Source organism: Vibrio sp. 1249-1 (genome assembly GCF_033340495.1).
In genome coordinates this window covers 248864-269959 of the sequence record NZ_JAWOWJ010000002.1, presented here as the reverse complement: position 1 = coordinate 269959, position 21096 = coordinate 248864, and the positions used below count along the sequence as shown (strand labels likewise).

Sequence of the window (21096 nt, the reverse complement as noted above, 5' to 3'; positions counted from 1 at the left end):
TGACCGAGAGTACTCAATCAATACACGAGCTCGTGACTGCGCTCTAATTCGCATGCATTTATGGCATAACACCTTACAGTGTATGGATTTTATGTTTGGAGCGAGTTCACAAAGGTGATAAATTAGCGAGATCATTTTCGCTTGTTAGCTTTGAAAGAGTAAGATCAAACGAAACGAGCAAGATCCAATGAACATTTCATATTATGAATGCTTTTATAAGATTATCGCTGAGCCTTATTGGGATTAGCCTACTGACCGCTTGTGGCGATGAAATTGACCACAATGATATTCGCAAAGCTGGCTTTGTGTTTTGCGGGCAAGGTAAGCCGACCACGTTTAACCCTCAGCTTATTGATAGCGGTATTACCGCAGAGGCTCTGAGCCCGCAGCTGTACGATACGCTGCTCACGCTCGATCCTAAATCACATCAGCCCGTGGCAAGCATCGCCGAGAGTTGGTCAGTAAATGAATCAGGGACGGAATACACGTTTAAGCTTAAACGTGGTGTTAAATTCCAAACCACGCCTTGGTTCACACCCACTCGCCCATTGAATGCAAAAGATGTGGTATTTAGCTTCAAGCGAATCATCGATGTAGACCATCCTTTTCACCAAGTAGGTGGTGGTTTTTATCCATGGTTTGCAGGGTTAGATTTTCAAAACCTACTCCAAGACGTGGTTGCAATAGATGAGCATACGGTAAGGTTTACGTTATCTCAGCCAAACTTTTCTTTCTTGGCCAATATTGCCACCAGCCATGCGGTTATCTTGTCTGCGGAGTACGGACAGCAATTGGCTGCAAAAGATCATAAAGAAGAAATCGACCAACTTCCTATCGGTACCGGCCCTTATCAATTAAAAGAATACCAAGTGAACGACTTGATTCGATTAGAGCGTCATTCTAATTACTGGAAGTCACCAGCAAAAATGGAACAAGTGGTGTTCGATATCTCTCACAGAGGCACGGGTACATTAGCTAAACTTTTAAGAAACGAGTGTGACGTACTCTCTTCACCTATTTCGAGCCAAATACCTGTCATTCAAGAAAATGACAACCTTGAGCTGACGGCTACACCAGCTAACAACGTTTCCTTTATTGCGATAAACACAGAAACCACCGCGCTGAGTGATGCTCGAGTTCGCCAAGCACTTAACTTAGCGATCAACCGTCAAAATATTTTAGATTCGGTTTACTACGGAACTGGCTCCCAAGCTTATACCTTGCTACCACCTAATTCATGGGCTTATCAAAAAGATAGCGTAAAAATTCGTTATGACCGGAATTATGCATTGGCACTACTTCGAGATGCAGGCTACGAAGACGGCCTAGAATTGACCATGTGGGTACCACTTGAACCACGTGCTTTTAACCCAAGCCCTCGTAAGACTGCGGAGTTAATCCAAGCGAATTTTGCCGATATTGGGGTTAAATTAACGCTACTGACCGATGATAGGTTTGAACGTGTGGATTTGGAGAACATCAACGATATCGATTTACTTTTAACAGGTTGGATTGGTGATACCGGGGATCCTGACAACTTTTTCCGCCCTTTATTATCTTGCGAGTCTGACCGCGTTGGCCTTAACGTGTCCATGTGGTGTAACGATGACTTCGATTTCTTGCTCGATTTGGCGTTAGAAACTCAAGAACCGCGTTACCGTTTGAACCTATATCGCCAAGCACAGAACATTTTGAATCAAGAGTTCCCGGTTATTCCTCTGGCGCATGGCGTGCAGTTCCGTGTGCACGACAAATCGCTGACAGGCTTCAAATCAAGCCCTTTCAATGCCCAACCGTTTGATAGAGTTGAGAGAATTCACTGATGTTTTGGTATACCGTTCGACGCTTTAACCTATTTATCATCACTTTGATGATCCTTACATTAGTAGGTTTTTCTCTGCTTCGCCTTGACCCTCTCTCGCACTGGGCAAACGTTGATTTTTGGTCTGGCTGGCAAACTTACTTAATCAACCTTTCTCAACTCGATTTTGGCATAAGTAAAAACGGCAATGCGATTTACGACGAGCTCGCCGTTGTATTCCCAGCCACTTTGGAACTGTGCTTTTTTGCCTTTTTGGTGTCCCTTTTGATCGGCATTCCACTTGGAACCGTGGCTGGGATGAAGCAAGGTAAATGGCTCGATACCAGCATTTCATTCATGTCAATGTCTGGTTATTCCGCCCCAATCTTTTGGGTAGCTCTGTTACTTATCATGGTCTTTTCATTGGAATACCAACTCTTTCCCGTTGCGGGACGGTATGATTTACTTTACGAAATTGATCATGTAACCGGGTTTGCCATTATCGACGCATTCATGGCGAAAGGCGAATACCGCGCTCACGCACTGCAAAGCGTTATTGAGCATATGGTACTGCCATGTTTGGTGCTCGCTTTGGCTCCAACCACCCAGGTTGTCGGACTAATGCGCTCCTCGGTAGCGGAAGTGATGAGCCAAAACTACATCCGTGCAGCGAGAATCAAAGGTCTTTCTAACCGCGAAATCGTAACTCAACATGTATTGCGGAATGCGATACCGCCTATCATTCCCAAAGTTGGTGTTCAACTTTCGAGTATGATTACCTTAGCTATCATCACGGAGTCTATTTTTAACTGGCCAGGTATTGGTCGTTGGCTTTTAGATGCGCTAGCAAGCCAAGACTATGCATCTATCCAAGCTGGCGTGATGGTACTTGCGACTTTGGTTCTTACCGCTAACATTCTCTCGGATTTGATTGGCGCGATGATTAACCCTTTAGTTCGAAAGGAATGGTATGCTAACAAATAACGTTTATCAGGAAGAACGCATTCCAACTCAGTTTGAGCGATTTTGGCGAAGCTACCGTGCCAACGGACTAGCCATGTTTGGCTTGTGGTGCTTGGTGTTTATCGTCCTTATTACCATTTTTGCCCCCCTACTTGCACCATTTGACGCCCAAGCACAGTCAGGTGAGTTGCTTGTGCCGCCATCATGGGCCCCAGCAGGAACGGTTGATTACTTTTTGGGGACCGATGACTTAGGTAGAGATATTCTTTCGCGCCTGATTATGGGCTCTCAGCTAACATTTGGCGCTGCTGTCGCCATCACCGCAATTGCTGCCGTTGTAGGCTGTTTAATTGGCGTATTGGCAGGTATGACGAAAGGCTTACTTTCGAGTACTCTCAACCACTTGCTCGATACCGTCATGTCGATCCCGTCGCTCTTATTAGCAATCATTTTTGTGGCATTTCTAGGCTTTGGTGGGTTCAATATTTTACTCGCAATCTGCTTGGCTTTGATTCCGCGTTTTATTCGCTCCGTTTATATCGCAGTCCACACCGAAGTTGAAAAAGACTACATAATGGCAGCACGCCTTGATGGCGCTAATGATTTCTACTTACTGTGGAGTTCAATTCTTCCTAACATTCTGACGGTCATTGCCGCTGAAATCACACTCGCGCTGTCTGCTGCGATTTTAGATATTACGGCACTGGGTTTTCTTGGCCTAGGTGCACAGGCCCCAAGCACCGAGTGGGGAGCAATATTAGGTGACTCTGTCGAGCTTATTTATATTGCACCTTGGACAGTGACCCTACCCGGCCTGACCATCATGTTTACTGTTATTACCCTAAACTTAGTAGGTGAAGGTGTACGTCAAGCGCTTAATGCGGGGATCGAATAATGCCGTTGTTAGATATTCGACATTTGACCATTGAGATCGAAACACCTCAAGGGTTGGTCAAAGCCGTTGACCGAATGAGCCTAACTTTGAACGAAGGCGAAATTCGTGGTCTTGTAGGTGAGTCTGGTTCAGGGAAAAGCTTAGTTGCAAAAGCGATTGTCGGGGTAAGTAAAGATAACTGGCGCATCACCGCAGACCGTATGCGCCTTGGCAATATTGACTTGCTTCAGCTTACACCAAAAGAGCGTCGGCGCGTCATTGCTCGTGATATTGCGATGATTTTCCAAGAGCCTTCAACTTGTCTTGACCCTTCAGAGGAAGTCGGGCGTCAATTGATTGAATCCATTCCATCTCGCGCATTTGAAGGGAAATGGTGGGAGCGATTTAAATGGCGTAAAAAACAGGCCATCGCGCTTTTGCATAAAGTGGGTATTAAAGATCACAAGCGTTTAATGGGTAGCTACCCTTATGAACTGACTGATGGTGAGTGTCAAAAAGTCATGATTGCCATGGCGATAGCGACCAAACCAAAGTTGCTGATCGCAGATGAGCCAACCAACGACTTAGACCCGATTACTCAATCGCAAATTTTGCGTCTGTTGAGCCGCATGAACCAACTTAATAACACAACCATTTTGCTTATCGGCCACGACTTAGCGACCATAACACAGTGGGCAGGACGTATTACGGTAATGTATTGTGGTCAGTCGGTGGAGTCTGCCGATACCAGTAAAATCATTGCGGCACCCAAGCACCCGTACACCGATGCCTTGCTTAAAGCGATGCCTGACTTTAATGATTGGGTACCACACAAGCAAAAACTCCAATCCCTACCGGGCTCGATTCCGCCATTGCAGCATCTACCTATCGGTTGTCGCCTCGGACCACGTTGCCCATATGCGCAGAAACAATGTGTAGAAATTCCACACACCAGACGAATTAAGAATCATAAATTTAACTGCCACTTTCCATTGAACACGGAGAAAAAGTCATGAGTGCGTTACTTGAAGTCGATAATTTATCGAAGCAATTTGTTACGCGCTCCCGTCTGTTCAAACGTCAGGTTAATGAGGCAGTTAAACCGGTAAGCTTTACTTTAGAGCCAGGACAAACTATTGGTTTTATTGGTCAAAACGGGTCAGGAAAATCCACACTAGCTCGTATGCTTGCTGGCGTTGTTGAACCAAGCTCCGGAGAGATCCGTGTGAATGGCGAACGATTGGAGCACAAAGATTACGCGACACGCTGCAAGCTCATCCGCATGATTTTCCAAGATCCAAACACATCGTTAAACCCACGAATCCAGATTGGTCGTATTTTAGAAGGTCCGCTAAAGCGAAATACCAACATGCCGCCAGATGCGCGCATGCAGCGTGTAAAGAACACCCTGCTCCGCGTAGGATTGCTGCCTGAGCACGCCTATTTTTATCCACAAATGCTAGCTGCCGGTCAAAAACAGCGCGTGTGTTTGGCTCGTGCACTTATTCTTCAACCTTCCATCATTGTCGCTGATGAGGCGTTAAACGGTTTGGATATGGCAATGCGCTCGCAGATCATTAACTTATTCCTCGAGTTGCAAGAAGAGATGGGATTGTCATTTGTGTACGTGTCTCAGCATATTGGCATTGTTAAGCATATTACTGATAAAGTGATGGTGATGCATGAAGGTGAAGTGGTCGAGTTTGGCGAGACCAACCAAGTACTGACTCATCCCGAGCATCCTATTACTCAACGACTAGTCGAAAGCCACTTTTATAAAGCGCCAAGCCATCAAACAAAATAGCTTATCAAAGATGTAATCGTTCAAATGTAAAGAAGCCTGCTTTAACGCAGGCTTCTTTATTGCATGGGTACTAATCAAAGAACTAACGGCGGCTCGCTTGTTTGCGCAGTTCAAAATCAAACTCGTCAGGAAACAATACGACCCCTTCTTCATTTTGATTTGGGAATACAACAATCGATAGCTCGTCATCCTCTAGACCAGAGGTCCAACGGCTGTGCCACTTGTTTAAAGAGATCGCCTCAGGCTCGCAATCTTCCCAATCACCATTCGCCCATTGCAAAGCAAACTCTTCGTTTGGCCATACTGGTACACAATCATCATCTTCTGTATTTAACATGACACAGCCATGTTCGTCTTTCAGAATCCAAACCTTACGATTCGCCACAATCTCTTTTACGCAGTACTTTAAACGTTGCTCTTCATCGTAGCGATTAATGGTATCCATCTGCTCTTGGGTCAGTTGCTCAGACATATTCGTCTCCTATTTCCCATAGAAAAATGCCCGCAGCTAGGCGGGCATTTAAAGTATATGCTAGAAAATTAAGCTAGCTCAGTTTGAAGCCAAGGCCAACCTTGCTTCTTACGGCTTAGCGTGTTTTCCATCATTAGCATGCCGTCTTTTTCGTGCTTAACAAGCTTCTCAGCCCACTCACCTTTGTATAGAAGACGAGTTTGAGCAGTCGTGATGTCTGTTAGCATTACAGCAGCGAACGCTAGGTTATCTTTCTCACAACGAGATTCTAGGTCTGCTTCTAGTGCTTCGATCATACCGTCAACTTGCTCAAGAGTTGCAAGTTCAACCTGACCAACCACTACGTCACGACCGTTGAATGGGTAACCTTTAAGGTCTTTCTCAACAAGCTCAGCCGCTGATAGACCTTCGATGTTTGTTTTAGCAATTAGAAGATCTTTAGTGAACGCGTCAACATCTTGTACGTCTGCGATTGCCGCTAGTTCAGCAACGGCATCTTTGTCTTTTTGTGTACAAGTTGGAGAAGCAAAACCTACTGTGTCAGATAGAATTGCTGACATCATTAGCTTAGCAATTTGTGGAGTAATCGCGTGACCTTCAATCTTGAAAATGTTGAATAGAACAGTGTTGGTACAACCAACAGGCCAGACCCATGCTTCCATTGGGTTTACTGTCATCACGTCACCTAGACGGTGGTGGTCAACAATACCCGCAATTTCAGCTTCTGCGATATCGTCTGGTGCTTGTGCTAGATCTGAGTAATCTACTAGCCAAACGGTCTCACCCGCAACTGATGTGCGAAGCTCAGGAACTTCAGCGCCAGCAACTTCTAGGATGTGCTGAGTTTCACGGTTGATTTCGCCTTGGCGAATTGGCATAGCTTCAACGCCACGCGCTTTTAGAAGTTCAGTTGCAACGAGTGCACTACAAATACTGTCACTGTCTGGGTTCTTATGACCTACAACTAGAATCATGTTTCTTCCTATTCAAGTCAATTTTATACGCCGCCTAATACAGTTAATTAGGGCGTGTTTGCTCACAAAGGCCGATACTTTACCTGATTTCAGAGAGTTTGACACGAAGAAAAGTTCACAATGCTATTGCGAATAAATCTCATTTACATATAATGATAATTATTCCTATTTGCATTTGAGTAAACGATGAACGCGACCCAATTATTACACTCTGCACAACAGTTGTTTCAGCCTACTCAGTTTCGTTTAGCTTATAAGCGATTGCTGATCCCTATCGTCATGCTCATTTTGCTAGGCAATGAAAATACACGTGACGTAGCCGTACAGACGCTATCCGACTCATTCTGGGCGGTGTCATGCTATGTTGCTGCCACATTGGCTATTTATCATTATCTTTCAAACTTTATGTCGAAAACCAATCGAATTACCGAGCTATATCATCGCTCGCGTAATCATCAGGTTTTCTTTGCTTCTTTGTTGGGTGCTTTGCCTGGCTGTGGTGGCGCTATTGTTGTGACAACGCAATTTATTAGTGGCCGAGTAGGATTTGGTGCGATTGTCGCGGTACTTACTTCAACAATGGGTGACGCTGCCTTTTTACTTCTGGCCGCCAAACCAAGTGTTGGATTAGGCGTGGTTGGATTAGGCATTATCGTGGGTACTCTTTCAGGGTTAGTCGTTAATGCTTTTCATGCTGATAACTTTCTGCGACCAGAACCAAAAGAAGCACCTCAGACACATGCTTGTTGCCAACACCAGACAGACCGACACACGCCTCTTGAACAACGTGCAATCAATCTACAAGGCGCATTTTGGAAATGGCTTATTGTGCCTGCTAGTGTCGTTGCTGTGTTAATGTCTTTCCAAATAGATATTAATCAGTTGCTATCTTTGAAAGCCAACACCATTGAATGGCTGGGCGCTATCTTCGCGGTGATCACAATGTCATTATGGGCGATGACAAAAGAACTTGGCGATTATCAGTCAACGGTCTCTGAAGATGAAAAAATTGTGGATTCGCACCCAATTCAAAAAGCGGCTCAAGACACAAACTTCGTCAGTGCTTGGGTGATCGTGGCGTTTCTGGCGTTTGAACTGACGACCTATTTTTCTGGACTCGACCTTGTAGAAACCTTTTCTCATTGGGGAATTTGGATGCCATTAGCTGGCCTAGCCATTGGTATGTTGCCTGGTTGTGGACCGCAAATTTTAGTCACTAGCCTATACATTTCTGGTGCAGCGCCACTTTCTGCGCAACTGGCCAATGCGATTTCTAACGATGGTGACGCCCTATTCCCCGCCATTGCAATGGCACCGAAAGCTGCTTTGGTCGCGACAATTTATTCGTCCATTCCTGCGTTTATTGTTGGATACGGGTATTACTTTTTATTCGAGTTCTAACGTCCAGAGCATCAAAACGAGAAAGGAGCCGCAATAGGCTCCTTTCTTGATCTCGGTATTGGGCGATTTACTTCACGCTATGCTATAACGATCGCTTTCGCATTGAGCCCTTTATCAACGCTCACCATTAACAACTGGCAAGGTTCTTGGTTTAGCTTTTCCCCTGTCCAGTAATCATACCAGTCCACCGGTTGATCAGACGTCAGCGTAAATTCCATCGCTCCGTAACTCGCATAATTAAACAAACAATGGAGGTCATTCTTCGTCGTTAGTTTTAAAAACGCGTGATTTAAACTCAAAGCGGTAAACTTTGCAGATTGCTGGTTACGTTGTTGACGTAACATGAGCTTAGCCAGTGTCTTCTTAGCAAACGGCGTAATCTCAGGGAGTGGGTCGCCAGACAGCAGCAAACCACCACTCGCTAATAACACCGTGCGATGAAATTCATACTCTTCTCTGGATGCAGATTGATTAGCTAATGAAGTGAATGTCGCGCAATCCGGATCAATTTGCCACAGTTTTCGGTGCTGCCAACTACGGTAAAAGGTTTCTCTGGCTATCTGCTCGAATCGACGACTATGACGCTCTACATCGTCAGAAACACGCATTGCATCCACAAGTCCCAGAGATGGCCACATTGGCGCGTTACAGCCTAACAGCCATGCATCCCCTGCCCCTTTAGCGATCGCTTCCATACCCATGCGGTAGGCTTCTACACCGGTGACACCCGATTGGCTTCGTTTACCTTTTAACGTGCCCCAGTAGTTTGCGTCTAATTTGAATAGCTCAACGCCCCACTCTTGACGCATAACAGAGACCACATGAGTTAGGTGATCTTGCACTTCAGGGTTTGAAGTATCGAGAATGTACCAAGGCGTGCATCGCCAACCACCGTATGTGACATCTTCTGCTTTAAGTAAGCCACCATCCTTGTGGCGAACAAACCAATCTGGATGCTGTTTGAAGATCTCCGACTCAGGCTGTGCAATGAAAGGCGCCATCCAAATTGCCGGCTTTTTTCCTTTTGCACGGATATTATGAATGAGCTCTTTTACGCCACCAGAAAACTTATCTGATGGGGTTAACCAATCGCCCATAAAGGCTTGATAGCCATCATCCAGAAGTACCCACTCCAGGTCTTCGAGCTTATCTTGCATGCAATCTACGTTCTGCATGATGTTTTGCTCTGTCACGTCTGCGTAGTACGCGTACCACGAACACCAGCCAACAGGCGCATCTTGTGTCACACCTTGGCGAACAGGATGATGCTTTGCAATCATCTCGCCATAGGTTTGATAAAGCTCGGACAGCGATTGACCACAGAGTACCGCCACGGATTCAAGTTGATTACTTTCCCAATCCGCCACTTGAGTCAACTCACCATCAATTGCGGCTGATAAAACCCAATGCCCATCACGCAGTACAACATCAAAATAGCCAGCAAAGCGATGACATGATGTGAAGCCAAATAATGTGTAGCCTGCTGAACCTTCCACCACTAAATAGTTGTAATAACGCTTAGGGGCATCTTTAGGGTAGATTCGATAAGAAGGATTATTGTCTGGGCAGCGACCAATATCAACGGGGTGATTGATCGTTCCCGCCGTTTGCGCCAACATTTGAAAACCATCCCCAATTACGTTGGCCTCGTGCTCGTACAAAAACGGCATTTCGAGCAACACTTCACGGTCGGTAAAGGTTTTATTGTGGAGACCAGCAAAAGAAAAATGTAATTGATTACCCTCGACTTCAACTTGGAAGTCATTGTTATTCACAGTGATCTCAGTGTGATTTGCCAATTGAATGCTCTGAGCCATAAAGAGTCTACTCACTTAATTATTATTGTTTAGCTTGGCGCATTATCTCCTGCTTGTCTCACCCAATTCGTTACCATCATCACGAATACCAGTCTCGTTTAACGTTATGAAGTTACTATTGAGACAACGCTCACTGAAATTTTGATAAAAAAATACCAGCCCTGAGGCTGGTATTTCGATTTATGCAAACTGCACTAATTAAGCAACTTCGATCGGACCACCAAATGAAGTGACTGGTGGCACTTTACCTGTGAACTTCTCGAAGTCTACGATACATGTGTTCGCAGAAGTCGCCTGTGCAAGCTCAGAAGAACCGATGTCTTGCGTCAGCGTGTTAGGATCACCGTAGGTACAGATTGCGCCCTCTTTCTCGTTTAGAGGACCGTACCATGCACCTTCTTCGATACGAATAACGCCACGTGGGTAGCTGTCAGTCAAAACAGCACCAGCTAACAGCTGACCACGACCGTTGAATACACGTACCAAATCACCATCTTTGATGCCTTTTGCTTTGGCATCCGCTGGGTTGATGTAAACCGGCTCACGACCTTGTACCGCGTAAGTCGCGCGGAACTCTTCAGACTCACACATCTGAGAGTGCAGACGCTTATCAGGGTGGCAAGACTGCAACCAGAATGGGTATTTATCTGAACCAGGACCACCGTGTGAACGCTCTGATTTTTCGAACCACATTGGGTGCTCTTGACAGTGTTCGTAACCGTAACGGCCGATCTTACGTGATGTAATCTCGATGAAGCCAGACGGTGTACCTAGAGGGTTAAGCTCAGGGTCTTTACGGAAGTCCGCGTGACGAACCCAAGGTTTACCTTCACCGAAGTCTAGTACGCTCTTCTCCCAGAACTCATTGAATTCTGGCATTTCGAACTTACCTTCGTTCGCTTTCTTACAATCGTTGTATAGGCTTTCGATCCACTCCATCTCGCTCATACCACGAGTGTATTCTTCGCGGCGACCAAAACGCTGAGTTAGTTCACTCATGATTTGGAAGTCAGGCTTAGATTGGAACAATGGATCGACGAGACGATGCATCGCGATCAGACCTTTGTTCGAGTATGAACCGTACACGTCGATGTCGTTACGTTCCCATTGCGTACACGCAGGTAGAACGATGTCAGAGAAACGACATGTTGCAGTCCAAGCAAACTCGATCGTTACAACCGTTTGAAGTTTGCGGAACGCTTTCTTCATGCGGTTACGATCTTGATGGTGGTGCCATGGGTTACAACCCGAGATAACCATCATCTTGAAGTCTGGCAGTTTCACTTTACCGCCGTTGTAGTTGATCTCTTTGCCAGGTTCTAGCAGACAGTCGATCCAACGTGCAACTGGGATAGTACGACTGTAACCGTTAAAGTCGTTGTTGTCCCACTTCGGTTTCATACCTTGGTCAAGGTTACGAGGGAAACCACCAGGGCCCGCGAAACCAGTAGAAGGCACACCGATACTTGAGTAATGGTGACCGTAAGAGATACCACCGCCAGGTAGACCGATTTGACCAACCATTGCAGCAACCACAGCCGCTGCCCAGTATGGCTGCTCACCGTGCTCTTGACGCTGGATACACCAACCCATCAGGATCTGTGTACGACCGCTGACTAGCATGCGTGCGAATTCACGGATCTTGTCCGCTTTCACGCCACAAATCGCTGCTGCCCATTCAGGCGTCTTCTCTACTTTGTCTTTTGTCTTACCTTGAACGTATTGAATGAACTCTTCAAAGCCTAGACAGTAAGTATCAATGAATTTCTTATCGTACAGGTTTTCGTTGTACAACACGTGTGCCACAGCGAGCATGAACGCTACGTCTGTCAGCGGGTTGATGTACAAGTGATCGTTCTCTAAGTAGCGCTGAGTTTTGTTCTTCACTGGGTCTACAGATAGAACGTTGATCTCACCTTTCGCCACTTTTTCTTTTAGTTGTGCAAGGTACTTAAACGACTCATGCGTTTCACAGTTCCAACCTACTTGAAGGTTTTTCACTGGGTCGTTAGCCCAAAGAACGATGTTGTCAGAGTTTTCTAGGATCTCAGACCAAGACGTACCTTGTGCGTACACTTCGGTTGAACCTAGCACGTACGGCATAATGGTTTGACCTGCACCCGTCGAGTAGTCACCTACTTTAGTGATGAAGTTGCCATGCATACCTACTGCACGTTGCATGTGCGCAGTACAGTTGTTAAATGAACCCGTTTGGTTCCAACCTGTTTGACCTGCATGCAGCGCCCATGGGCCGTAGTCTTTTTGAATACGTTCTAGTTCGCGATAAAGCAAATCTAGCGCTTCATCCCAAGTTACTCGGATGAAACGGTTGTTACCACGAGTATCCGCGCTGTATTTGTGTTTCTTCAACCAATCTAGACGAACCATTGGGTAACGCACACGTGAAGGGCTGTAGATAATACCCTTGATGCCGTTCAACATTTCTGTTGGGTTTTTGTCTAGCTCTAGCGGCTTGATCTCTTGAACTTTACCCGCGTAGATGTGGGCGCGGAACGCGCCCCAGTGAGAACCGGTTACTTTCCAAGTACCTGTCGTCTCAACGGCATTTGCAGAGGCGGACGCCAATAAGCTAGGACCAATTACTGACGCTGCACTTGTGGTTGCTACACCTTTAAGAAAACTTCTTCGTGTAATAGCCATTTAAAATTACTCCAATCCGACGCTTATTAGTGGTGACCTTCAGCATAATCTGAAGAGTGTTTCTGTAGATACTTCAAGATCAGTGCTTCACTGTCTGTATCTAGGTTAACGAACGCCAACATACCGTCGAACATACCTGGCCAGGTGTTCGCGTCGAAGTGCGCTTCCGCAGGTTGAGTGTGACATACAGAACAATTGGTCTTGTAGGCTTCACGAGATTTTTCCCAAACAGGATTGATGTCGTTCAGCATAGACTCTTTCTTAATCCATACTTTCGCCGCTACTTTTTCCCAAGGAAGGCCTGTTAACTCATCCACTTTTTTCTCACCAGTCGTCACAATGTTGCTGTCTGTTGCTGCTTCTTTCATCAGAGACGCAGTCGCAATGTTCTTACCGAAGTCTTCTTGAATTACACGACCAAAACCTTTTGCTTTGCGCCAACCGTCAATTTCGATCTCAACAAACTCGCCTTTGTCTTCAAGAACTTTAACGGTCGATGCAGGATTAAGAAGACCAGCTTCTTTACTGCCTTGCGCATCAAAGTAAATTGGTAGGTGACGAACGCTCACGAGTTGCTGACCAACGCCGTAATCCGTGTTAGAAGTCATACCCTCTAGATCACCCACGATACCGCCAATGCTGTCCATGCCTGCTGGTAGGTTGTGCGCAATACCCTTGTGACAGTCAACACAGCTTTGATCTTTCTCAGCGGCTTGCTTCATTTGGATACGAGCGGTTGGAGACATTTGCTCGAAATCCATCGATTCGTAGTTGTGACAGTTTTTACACTCCAGAGATTTGTTTGCCGAGAAACGATCCCATTCGTGTTTAGCAAGTTCGATACGACGCTCTTCGAACACACCCGGTTCGTCGTAGTTGCCAAATACTTGTGCAAATACTTCTTTAGAAGCTTGCATCTTACGAGCGATCTTATCTGTCCAGTTATGTGGAACGTGACAATCAGGACAGGTAGCACGAACACCAGAGTGGTTTTTCCAGTGCACCGTTTCTTGTAGCTCAACGTACACGTTGTCACGCATTGTGTGACAACTAATACAGAATTCTTCTGTGTTGGTTGCTTCTAGAGCGGTGTTAAAGCCACCCCAAAAGATAACACCAGCAATAAAGCCGCCCATAGTCAGCACACCTAGGCTGATATGTACAGCTGGGCGCGTCATGGTACGCCACAGTTTAATGATTAATGATTTCATTATTTGCTCTCTTAAAATCTTTTCAAAAGTGTGGTTATGAGCTCACTGGCTTACATGCCGTGCGCGCCTGGAGGTCCAAAGAAGAAGACTTGCAACATCCAAACGATGAACCCGTAGCCGCCAACAAAGGCCACACTCAGAATTGGGAAGAGAACAACTGCAATGAAGAGGAACGACTTCCACTCCAGGGAGCGTTTTTCACCACTCTCAATTTTATTAACATCACTCATACATTTGCCTATTTTGTATCTAGTGTTATTGAAAAGCCCGCGTAACCAAGCTTAAGTTTTTTACAATCTCTAATGGAAAATGTTAGACCATACTAATAGTAGGGTTCAATCAAATAAGCGACCTCAGACCTTGTAATTCAACACTTTTTTGAGCTCATCCAGAGATATGATGGATTGATGTTATTTATTAAAAAACATGAACAGATGTGACAAAATAAGTCTTTTAAGGAGTTGTTAAATAACCAACATTTAAGAAACATCGATCACATTTAAATCGTAATTACCATGCCATAAATCGACTTAAAAACTCCGAAAAAGATATCCACTTGTAAACAGAATGCTGCGTATTAATGTCTAAAATAGCACTCAAGGTTTACTTTAAGAACAGCAAAAAGTGCACATAGTGGTTCATATAAAGGGGAGGCTTAGATACAATTATTCGCGTATTTTCAAGGAGCGATTATGGATAACGTGGTGGATATAAGCTGGGTCAAACTGGCACTGTTTGGTTTGATTTTATTGGTCCCCTTCTTTATCAATGCCCGCTACAAATTAGGGATAGCAAAAGACACCATAATCAGTGTTATCCGAATGACACTTCAGCTCATATTGATTGGCGTGTATTTAGAATATCTTTTTCAATTAAACAGCTTACTTGTCAATATACTTTGGCTTGCCATCATGCTACTGATTGGTGCCAGCTCAATTGCGGGAAAAGCTCACTTACCTAAAAAGCCACTTATGCTTCCGCTACTAACGGGCCTTACCTGTGGTCTAATACCACTTCTGATAGCAATTACAGCAGGCCTAGTGCAACCATCCCCTATTTACAATGCGCAGTACATGATCCCACTTGCTGGTATGTTATTGGGTAACAGCTTGAGTAGTAATATCATCGCTCTTCAGAATTTGTTTACGGCTTTTGAGCAGAGACAAGCAGAATATGAGGCTGCAATCTCACTTGGAGCCTCTCCTCGCTACGCATCCTTCCCCTTCATTCAAGAGGCTCTTAGAAAGTCCCTTGCCCCGACTTTAGCTTCTATGGCCACTACAGGGCTGGTTACCTTACCGGGTATGATGACCGGTCAAATTCTAGGTGGCGCGAGCCCGATGGTTGCGATTAAATACCAGTTAGTAATTATGCTGGCTATTTTCGTCATGTTGAGTGCCTCCGTAACCATAACGTTAGAAATGACATTGCGCTGGGTACAAACCAAAGAAGGCCGAATCAAGATAAAAATCGAGCAACCCGAATCGACCAAAACTCACGGTTAGTTGGCGCTTGTGGGTAAAGACCGTTAAACAACTTATATTGCCAAGTCGAACGTACTTATAACTGAATAACTCAACTATTCTTCGAGCACTCATCAAGACGCTTTCAGATGAAAAGTCAGGCAGAATTCTTTTTGATATAAGCCTCTAATTTTATGAAATTTTCTTTGCAAGTTTAGATACGCACGACCTTTGATACAGGTTATCCACAGAAAATGTGGATAAGCCCCCAAAACCCATACGCAACCAGAAACATAGCAACATAAGTGATCAATCGAATCGTCATGCATTGATCACGTGACTGACATGTTCTAATTTTAAAGTAAAGGCAGTGACCACAAACTTGGAGAGACGTACATGGATGTCTTAATGATCAAAGAAAATTACGATGAACTCCTGTCCGATGCACCTCTGGATTGGCTCGTTCAAGAACCAAAGGAAGTAACTTCTCATTGGCTCCCAACCGATTTTGGCATCAACGAAGAGTTGATTTAGCATGACTCGACTTGTTTGACATTTGCAGAGACAAATAAAAAGAAAGGCGAACCATCTAGTTCGCCTTTCTTGTGATCTTCTAAACTTATCGCAAATGGTTATCTTCATCGCGTAGATAAATCATCCAATACCACATGCCAACAAATACGCCACCACCAATAATGTTTCCTATCGTAACAGGAATTAGGTTGTTTACGATGAACCCCATCATGTTTAAGTCCGCGTAGTTTGCAATATCTGCCCCTGTCATTTGCCAAAACGCTTCTGGCGCAAAGTACTTAATACCAATCGCCATAGGTACTTGGAACATATTCGCAATACAGTGCTCAAAACCTGCCGACACGAACATAGCCACAGGCAAAATCATGACCGCTATTTTATCTGTCAATGTTCGCCCACTAAACGTCATCCAAACTGCAATACAAACTAATACGTTACACATAATGCCAAGCGCAACAGCGGCAAAGAAACCATGATGTAATTTGTGTTGGGAGATCGCCATCGCGTTGAGACCAACTTGGCCATGATCAAACATATATTGCTTGGTAACTAGCATACAGGCCACGAGCAAAATGGCCCCAACCATATTGCCAAAGTAAACCACCAACCAGTTTTTGATAAGTGCTTGCCAAGAGATTTTTCCACTCGCACGCGCAACTAGTGTCAGCACAGAGCTAGTGAAAAGCTCGCCGCCAGTAACCACCACCAAAATCAAACCAAGGCTAAATGCCAGACCACCAATGAGTCGTGTAATGCCCCAAGGCAGCTCGCCTGCGCCTGTCGTTACTGTGGTATAGAAGATGAAAGCAATACCAATATGAAGCCCCGCAGAAATGGCGAGCAGAAAAGATTTGATTGGAGCTTTCGTTGCTTTGCCTACCCCCACTTCAGCCGCGCGTTCCGCAGCTTGTGGCGGTAATAGTGAGTCAAACTGATTAAAGTTCATTCTGGTGTAACATTTAGAAACATTTAAAGAGGCGCGGATAATCGCTCTATTTCCCTATTTTTTCAAGTGCTATTTGGCGTGTTTACTAAAATCGTTGTTATTGGGAGATCAAGCAATAAATAGCGCCTATCATTCGCTACCGTAAGTATCATTGATACTTAACAAGTATTCGGCCTTTCGAACAAAGATCCTGCGTTATATCAGCCTGATAGCGCCATACTTAACACTTCTTGTCGTTGAATGTTGCCCAACGCTACTTTTCAGACTAGCTTGGTAAAAAAAGCGCAAAGGAATCATTTATGAAATATTCAGCTGAACATATCGCCGAATTGAATCTACTTCTTCAGTTCGACCTAAGTAGTGCTGCAACTGGTATTAAAGTTCATACAGACGCGTCAGAAGAAATGCAGGCAGCCGTTGCTCGTCTATATGAGAAGCAACTTTGTACACAGCCTGACGGTGGTTATCTAACAGACGAAGGCATTGAAGTTGCAGAACATGCAGATAAGATTTTAAGAGTTTTGTCTGTGTAATTTGAACAAAAAACGCCACCGAACTCGGTGGCGTTTTTTAGTCCTATATTTTTCCTGTCGATGCCTGCGGCAATAATCGCTTTTTCATTTTGCTAAATGGTTGAACCTTGTCATACAACCAGTTAAAACCAGTGGCATAAAATAGGAAGAAAACGAGGAAGCCGGCTTCCAGCATTAGAGCTTGAAGAAGCGTAATTTCTAAGAACCAGGCAATCACAGGTAGAGAGATAAAGATTAATCCTCCCTCGAAACCAATAGTGTGTCCAAGCCGCATCGCTAAACTTCGCTCAGCTCGATTGTCACCAAACCACTTATCAAAGTACAAGTTGTAGATGTAGTTCCATAGCACGGTATACATGCTCAACCCGACCCCAACCAACGCAAGATCACTAGAGCCCTTTCCAGTGATCAATGAAGCCGCTGGTACAATAATCGCGAGTGCGATTAACTCAAAAAGTACTGCATGAAAAATTCGTTCGTTACGAGTCATATTTCTCTGTCCAAATAGTTCTACTCAATGCTTAGAATTTTATCTATTATTTAGATAACCAAAAGTTAGATACCATCGGTTTAAGCGATATGTTTACCATCGAACAACTGCAAGCTTTTATTGCTACATCAGAAGCAGGATCATTTTCAGGAGCAGCTAGAAAGCTGGGGCGAGCTCAATCTGTAGTGAGCCAGCACATCATGAATATGGAGATCGACTGTGGCGTTGAGCTTTTTGATCGATCAGGCAGGTACCCTAAATTAACTGAGAATGGCCTCGCTCTCGTACCCTATGCACAAGCAACAATCAGCCAACTCGACCGCCTAAACAATAGGGCATCGCAGCTCTTTTCCACGCCAACGAACAAATTAGCCTTAGCTATTGATGAAGGGATTCCTCTGACTCGCTTGCCGGATGTGCTAAAGAAGTTAGAGCAACGCTTTCCACACTTACAAGTTGAATGCTTAACGGCATCAAGCCCTGATATCATTGAATTGGTTAAGTCGGAACGCGCCACGACTGGGATTATTTTGAGTGATTTACAAATGCCAAGGCACATCGATTTCACCAATCTTGGCAATATTGCATTTGATGTCTATGTCTCTTCAACGCATCCTTTAGCAAAGCAGCAAATCACTCACATTGATCAACTAAAACAACATCGTCAATTGGTCATACGATCCAAAAGTGCAGAGCCATGTGGTCTCAATCAAGCATTTAGCCCAGATATCTGGTACGCTGATAACTACTATATTTTGTTGGAATTGGCGAATAAAGGGTTTGGTTGGTGCTTTCTACCACAGCATTTAGTCGCGTATTCACCTAATACATTAAAAAAAGTTGGGGATGATTTCACAAAACTGGCTTGGCAAGTCAATGTTGACCTTATTCAGCACCAGAAATGGCATTCAGATCCCCTCCATCAACAAGCTAAAGCAGAACTGCTCAACCTATTCGGGCAGACATAAGTAAGTAGGAAGACCCAAATGGCAAATACATTGATCGTAGGTGCAGGCTGGCTCGGAACTCCGCTAGCAGAAACATTGATGAAAGATGGACACTATGTGGTCGTCACTCGTCGTAGCCAAACTCGATTAAAAGAGTTACCCACCTCATTAACTCACTCCGCATTGTTCGATTTCAATCAATTGAACGCCACAGCACGGCTAGATGAGCTGCTCAAACAGCATCAAATTACGCACGTTATCGGTGCTTTTCCTCCAGGATTTCGTAAAGGACGCGGTCAAGAATATGCACAGCAATGGCAAATACTTGCCAACGCAGCTAAGCAAAACAACGTTGAAAAACTTCTCATGATCAGCTCTACCACGGTTTACCCTAACCTTGCTTCCGATATGGAAGAAGCTGACGCGTCACTCTCTTTAGCAGCCGAAAGCCCTTATTTCTCTGACAATGCACGTATTATGCTTCAAGCAGAGCAGCATGTTATCGACTCGAATATTAACTTTGTTATTCTACGTTGTAGCGGATTAATCGGGCCAGATAGACACCCATCTCGCTTTGCAGCAAGGCTTCAACAAGTTAGTCGTAAAGCACCAGCTAATATGCTTCATCAAGATGATGCTGTCTCGGCTGCGAAATTTGCCTTAGGCAATTTAAGCAACCAAGTCATTAACGTTACTACACCTCATACTGTCAGCAAGGCTGAGTTCTACCAAGCTGCCATAAACAAAATCGGAAGTGAGATACCTCTTCCACCCGTCACAGAGCAAGCTGACAAGCGTATTCTTGCTGACAAACTACTCTCACTTGGTTATCGATTTCACTTCAATTCAACTTTGGATGCGCTATGAGACTCTATAGACATATAGAAACGCTTTGGGATTACATGCAACTCAAACATGAACTGAAACCTGCGGACTGTTTGTTTGTGATGTGCAGTAATGATGTGCGTGTAGCGGATCACGCTGCCAAGCTCTACCACCAAAAGTTGGCACCTTTGATTGTATTTTCAGGGGGTGAAGGTCGCTTCACAGATGGACTGTTTGAAAAAAGCGAAGCAGAAACCTTTGCCGAGATTGCAAAGATGTCGGGCGTTCCAAGTGAAGCAATTTTGCTCGAAACTGAATCCACAAACAGTGGAGAAAATGTTCGCTTTACTGAGCAACGATTAAAAGAGGAAGGAAAACAGTGTTCCTCGTTTATTCTGGTACAAAAACCGTTTATGGAGCGTAGAGCAATCGCGACATTTGAAAAACAGTGGCAGTCACCCTACACTCAGCTCCAAGTAAGCTCTGCGGCTCTTCCATTTTTTGAATACATTAATGAAGACATGCCATTAATGATGGTGCTAGAAGCACTAATGGAAGATTTCTCTCGCGTAAAAAGCTATCCAGAGAAAGGATTTCAAACCGAGCAGAACATCCCTCAGCAAGTCGAATCTTCTTACCAGGTTTTACTCGAGCGGTTTGGTTTTGACTTAGTCTAACTTTTTCTAACCGACAACAAAAAGCCACCAAGTTCGGTGGCTTTTCTGTATCAATACGGCTTATTTACCGAGCGCTTCTTTGTAATGTTGGCGGCATACGGAGACATACTTATCGTTACCGCCGATCGCAACTTGATCGCCTTCTTTAATTGCCACGCCGTGTTCATCGGTACGAATAACCATATTCGCTTTGCGGCCGCAATGGCAGATTGTTTTGAGCTCAACCAGCTTGTCTGCCCAAGATAATAGATACTTACTGCCTTCAAAAAGTTCGCCTAGAAAATCGGTGCGAAGGCCGTAACACAATACTGGAATATGCAACTTATCAACGACTTCAGTAAGTTGATAAACTTGTTCTTTCGACAAGAACTGACACTCATCAACAAGAATACAGTGACGTTTTTCAACCTCATTCAGAGCTGCGATCTCCTGATACAAATTGGTATCCTGACGAAATAAATGTGCGTCAGATTGAAGACCAATACGAGAGCTCACTTTACCGACACCAAAACGATCATCTAGCGCAGCCGTAAAAATAACTGGCGTCATGCCGCGTTCTTGATAGTTGAAAGAGGATTGAAGAAGCGTTGTTGATTTACCCGCATTCATTGCTGAGTAATAGAAATACATCTGAGCCACAGAGCATTACCTAAAGTTAAAGTTTTAATTTATGGAAATGGAAAATAAAAGGGCTGAATTATCA

General features: G+C 44.6%; 21 protein-coding genes. 12 read left to right on the top strand and 9 right to left on the bottom strand.

What is annotated here, in order from left to right:
• Positions 1–203 precede the first annotated feature (203 nt).
• Genes sapA through R7Z50_RS04685 form a run of 5 tightly spaced genes read left to right on the top strand, consistent with a single transcriptional unit; the run spans position 204 to position 5442 of the window.
• On the top strand, positions 204–1823 hold the full coding sequence (gene sapA, locus R7Z50_RS04705) for an ABC transporter substrate-binding protein SapA (protein WP_017820870.1): 1620 nt from the start codon (positions 204–206) through the stop codon (positions 1821–1823).
• Positions 1823–2785, top strand: coding sequence for an ABC transporter permease (locus R7Z50_RS04700; protein ID WP_005378122.1), 963 nt, complete (start codon positions 1823–1825; stop codon positions 2783–2785). The genes sapA and R7Z50_RS04700 overlap by 1 nt, the downstream gene beginning before the upstream one ends.
• The gene (locus R7Z50_RS04695; RefSeq protein ID WP_005378123.1) at positions 2772–3659 is read left to right on the top strand and encodes an ABC transporter permease subunit; all 888 of its coding nucleotides are present in this window, start codon (positions 2772–2774) and stop codon (positions 3657–3659) included. The genes R7Z50_RS04700 and R7Z50_RS04695 overlap by 14 nt, the downstream gene beginning before the upstream one ends.
• Positions 3659–4654: an oligopeptide/dipeptide ABC transporter ATP-binding protein gene (locus R7Z50_RS04690; RefSeq protein ID WP_005378126.1), complete on the top strand. Its 996-nt coding sequence runs from the start codon at positions 3659–3661 to the stop codon at positions 4652–4654. The genes R7Z50_RS04695 and R7Z50_RS04690 overlap by 1 nt, the downstream gene beginning before the upstream one ends.
• Entirely contained in the window at positions 4651–5442 is a 792-nt protein-coding gene (locus R7Z50_RS04685) for an ATP-binding cassette domain-containing protein (protein WP_005393308.1), read from the top strand. Before R7Z50_RS04690 ends, R7Z50_RS04685 begins: the two co-directional genes overlap by 4 nt.
• A gap of 82 nt (positions 5443–5524) precedes the next feature.
• Here R7Z50_RS04685 and R7Z50_RS04680 read toward each other — a convergent pair whose 3' ends face one another.
• Together R7Z50_RS04680 and R7Z50_RS04675 are read right to left on the bottom strand one after the other, a co-directional pair.
• Positions 5525–5914 carry a DUF2750 domain-containing protein gene (locus tag R7Z50_RS04680; protein WP_017634677.1) on the bottom strand — a complete coding sequence of 130 codons (390 nt, stop codon included), beginning with the start codon at positions 5912–5914 and terminating at the stop codon, positions 5525–5527.
• Positions 5915–5982: 68 nt separating this feature from the next.
• Positions 5983–6888, bottom strand: a complete 906-nt coding sequence (locus tag R7Z50_RS04675; RefSeq protein WP_318148918.1) for a manganese-dependent inorganic pyrophosphatase — start codon at positions 6886–6888, stop codon at positions 5983–5985.
• Between the two features lie 186 nt (positions 6889–7074).
• Here R7Z50_RS04675 and R7Z50_RS04670 point away from each other — a divergent pair, with 186 nt between their 5' ends.
• Positions 7075–8289, top strand: coding sequence for a putative manganese transporter (locus R7Z50_RS04670; RefSeq protein ID WP_005378133.1), 1215 nt, complete (start codon positions 7075–7077; stop codon positions 8287–8289).
• Positions 8290–8366: 77 nt separating this feature from the next.
• Here R7Z50_RS04670 and R7Z50_RS04665 read toward each other — a convergent pair whose 3' ends face one another.
• The 4 genes from R7Z50_RS04665 to torE all read right to left on the bottom strand — a co-directional run bounded on the left by R7Z50_RS04665 (position 8367) and on the right by torE (position 14208).
• Positions 8367–10106 carry a glycoside hydrolase family 36 protein gene (locus R7Z50_RS04665; protein WP_318148917.1) on the bottom strand — a complete coding sequence of 580 codons (1740 nt, stop codon included), beginning with the start codon at positions 10104–10106 and terminating at the stop codon, positions 8367–8369.
• Positions 10107–10304: 198 nt separating this feature from the next.
• Complete coding sequence (gene torA, locus R7Z50_RS04660) at positions 10305–12767, bottom strand: trimethylamine-N-oxide reductase TorA (RefSeq protein ID WP_318148916.1); 2463 nt, start codon at positions 12765–12767, stop codon at positions 10305–10307.
• Positions 12768–12793: 26 nt separating this feature from the next.
• Positions 12794–13978, bottom strand: a complete 1185-nt coding sequence (gene torC, locus R7Z50_RS04655; RefSeq protein WP_005378139.1) for a pentaheme c-type cytochrome TorC — start codon at positions 13976–13978, stop codon at positions 12794–12796.
• Positions 13979–14028: 50 nt separating this feature from the next.
• Positions 14029–14208 carry a trimethylamine N-oxide reductase system protein TorE gene (gene torE, locus R7Z50_RS04650; protein WP_005378141.1) on the bottom strand — a complete coding sequence of 60 codons (180 nt, stop codon included), beginning with the start codon at positions 14206–14208 and terminating at the stop codon, positions 14029–14031.
• Positions 14209–14670: 462 nt separating this feature from the next.
• Here torE and R7Z50_RS04645 point away from each other — a divergent pair, with 462 nt between their 5' ends.
• Positions 14671–15483 carry an ABC transporter permease gene (locus R7Z50_RS04645; protein WP_017634681.1) on the top strand — a complete coding sequence of 271 codons (813 nt, stop codon included), beginning with the start codon at positions 14671–14673 and terminating at the stop codon, positions 15481–15483.
• Between the two features lie 366 nt (positions 15484–15849).
• The gene (locus R7Z50_RS04640) at positions 15850–15975 is read left to right on the top strand and encodes a hypothetical protein (protein ID WP_254903806.1); all 126 of its coding nucleotides are present in this window, start codon (positions 15850–15852) and stop codon (positions 15973–15975) included.
• A gap of 85 nt (positions 15976–16060) precedes the next feature.
• On the opposite strand, the gene focA is transcribed toward R7Z50_RS04640, so the two are convergent.
• A complete protein-coding gene (gene focA / locus R7Z50_RS04635; RefSeq protein WP_005378146.1) occupies positions 16061–16921 on the bottom strand; it encodes a formate transporter FocA in 861 nt (286 codons plus the stop codon).
• A 299-nt stretch (positions 16922–17220) separates the two neighbouring features.
• Between focA and R7Z50_RS04630 the strand changes: the two genes are divergently transcribed.
• Complete coding sequence (locus R7Z50_RS04630; protein ID WP_005378148.1) at positions 17221–17454, top strand: TIGR02647 family protein; 234 nt, start codon at positions 17221–17223, stop codon at positions 17452–17454.
• Between the two features lie 43 nt (positions 17455–17497).
• Here R7Z50_RS04630 and R7Z50_RS04625 read toward each other — a convergent pair whose 3' ends face one another.
• Positions 17498–17944 (bottom strand): PACE efflux transporter, encoded by a 447-nt coding sequence (locus R7Z50_RS04625; protein WP_025766871.1) that lies wholly within the window; start codon positions 17942–17944, stop codon positions 17498–17500.
• 89 nt (positions 17945–18033) lie between these two features.
• Here R7Z50_RS04625 and R7Z50_RS04620 point away from each other — a divergent pair, with 89 nt between their 5' ends.
• Genes R7Z50_RS04620 through R7Z50_RS04610 form a run of 3 tightly spaced genes read left to right on the top strand, consistent with a single transcriptional unit; the run spans position 18034 to position 20393 of the window.
• Positions 18034–18912 carry a LysR family transcriptional regulator gene (locus R7Z50_RS04620; RefSeq protein WP_025766872.1) on the top strand — a complete coding sequence of 293 codons (879 nt, stop codon included), beginning with the start codon at positions 18034–18036 and terminating at the stop codon, positions 18910–18912.
• Positions 18913–18930: 18 nt separating this feature from the next.
• Complete coding sequence (locus R7Z50_RS04615) at positions 18931–19758, top strand: NAD-dependent epimerase/dehydratase family protein (RefSeq protein ID WP_025766873.1); 828 nt, start codon at positions 18931–18933, stop codon at positions 19756–19758.
• Positions 19755–20393 (top strand): YdcF family protein, encoded by a 639-nt coding sequence (locus R7Z50_RS04610; protein ID WP_318148915.1) that lies wholly within the window; start codon positions 19755–19757, stop codon positions 20391–20393. Before R7Z50_RS04615 ends, R7Z50_RS04610 begins: the two co-directional genes overlap by 4 nt.
• A gap of 60 nt (positions 20394–20453) precedes the next feature.
• On the opposite strand, the gene R7Z50_RS04605 is transcribed toward R7Z50_RS04610, so the two are convergent.
• Positions 20454–21032: a thymidine kinase gene (locus tag R7Z50_RS04605; protein ID WP_005378154.1), complete on the bottom strand. Its 579-nt coding sequence runs from the start codon at positions 21030–21032 to the stop codon at positions 20454–20456.
• Between the last annotated feature and the right edge of the window lie 64 nt (positions 21033–21096).

Coding starts and splice junctions, on each gene's coding strand:
- sapA (WP_017820870.1), top strand. CDS start 204: ATGAATGCTTTTATAAGATTATCGCTGAGCCTTATTGGGATTAGCCTA.
- R7Z50_RS04700 (WP_005378122.1), top strand. CDS start 1,823: ATGTTTTGGTATACCGTTCGACGCTTTAACCTATTTATCATCACTTTG.
- R7Z50_RS04695 (WP_005378123.1), top strand. CDS start 2,772: ATGCTAACAAATAACGTTTATCAGGAAGAACGCATTCCAACTCAGTTT.
- R7Z50_RS04690 (WP_005378126.1), top strand. CDS start 3,659: ATGCCGTTGTTAGATATTCGACATTTGACCATTGAGATCGAAACACCT.
- R7Z50_RS04685 (WP_005393308.1), top strand. CDS start 4,651: ATGAGTGCGTTACTTGAAGTCGATAATTTATCGAAGCAATTTGTTACG.
- R7Z50_RS04680 (WP_017634677.1), bottom strand. CDS start 5,914: ATGTCTGAGCAACTGACCCAAGAGCAGATGGATACCATTAATCGCTAC.
- R7Z50_RS04675 (WP_318148918.1), bottom strand. CDS start 6,888: ATGATTCTAGTTGTAGGTCATAAGAACCCAGACAGTGACAGTATTTGT.
- R7Z50_RS04670 (WP_005378133.1), top strand. CDS start 7,075: ATGAACGCGACCCAATTATTACACTCTGCACAACAGTTGTTTCAGCCT.
- R7Z50_RS04665 (WP_318148917.1), bottom strand. CDS start 10,106: ATGGCTCAGAGCATTCAATTGGCAAATCACACTGAGATCACTGTGAAT.
- torA (WP_318148916.1), bottom strand. CDS start 12,767: ATGGCTATTACACGAAGAAGTTTTCTTAAAGGTGTAGCAACCACAAGT.
- torC (WP_005378139.1), bottom strand. CDS start 13,978: ATGAAATCATTAATCATTAAACTGTGGCGTACCATGACGCGCCCAGCT.
- torE (WP_005378141.1), bottom strand. CDS start 14,208: ATGAGTGATGTTAATAAAATTGAGAGTGGTGAAAAACGCTCCCTGGAG.
- R7Z50_RS04645 (WP_017634681.1), top strand. CDS start 14,671: ATGGATAACGTGGTGGATATAAGCTGGGTCAAACTGGCACTGTTTGGT.
- R7Z50_RS04640 (WP_254903806.1), top strand. CDS start 15,850: ATGATCAAAGAAAATTACGATGAACTCCTGTCCGATGCACCTCTGGAT.
- focA (WP_005378146.1), bottom strand. CDS start 16,921: ATGAACTTTAATCAGTTTGACTCACTATTACCGCCACAAGCTGCGGAA.
- R7Z50_RS04630 (WP_005378148.1), top strand. CDS start 17,221: ATGAAATATTCAGCTGAACATATCGCCGAATTGAATCTACTTCTTCAG.
- R7Z50_RS04625 (WP_025766871.1), bottom strand. CDS start 17,944: ATGACTCGTAACGAACGAATTTTTCATGCAGTACTTTTTGAGTTAATC.
- R7Z50_RS04620 (WP_025766872.1), top strand. CDS start 18,034: ATGTTTACCATCGAACAACTGCAAGCTTTTATTGCTACATCAGAAGCA.
- R7Z50_RS04615 (WP_025766873.1), top strand. CDS start 18,931: ATGGCAAATACATTGATCGTAGGTGCAGGCTGGCTCGGAACTCCGCTA.
- R7Z50_RS04610 (WP_318148915.1), top strand. CDS start 19,755: ATGAGACTCTATAGACATATAGAAACGCTTTGGGATTACATGCAACTC.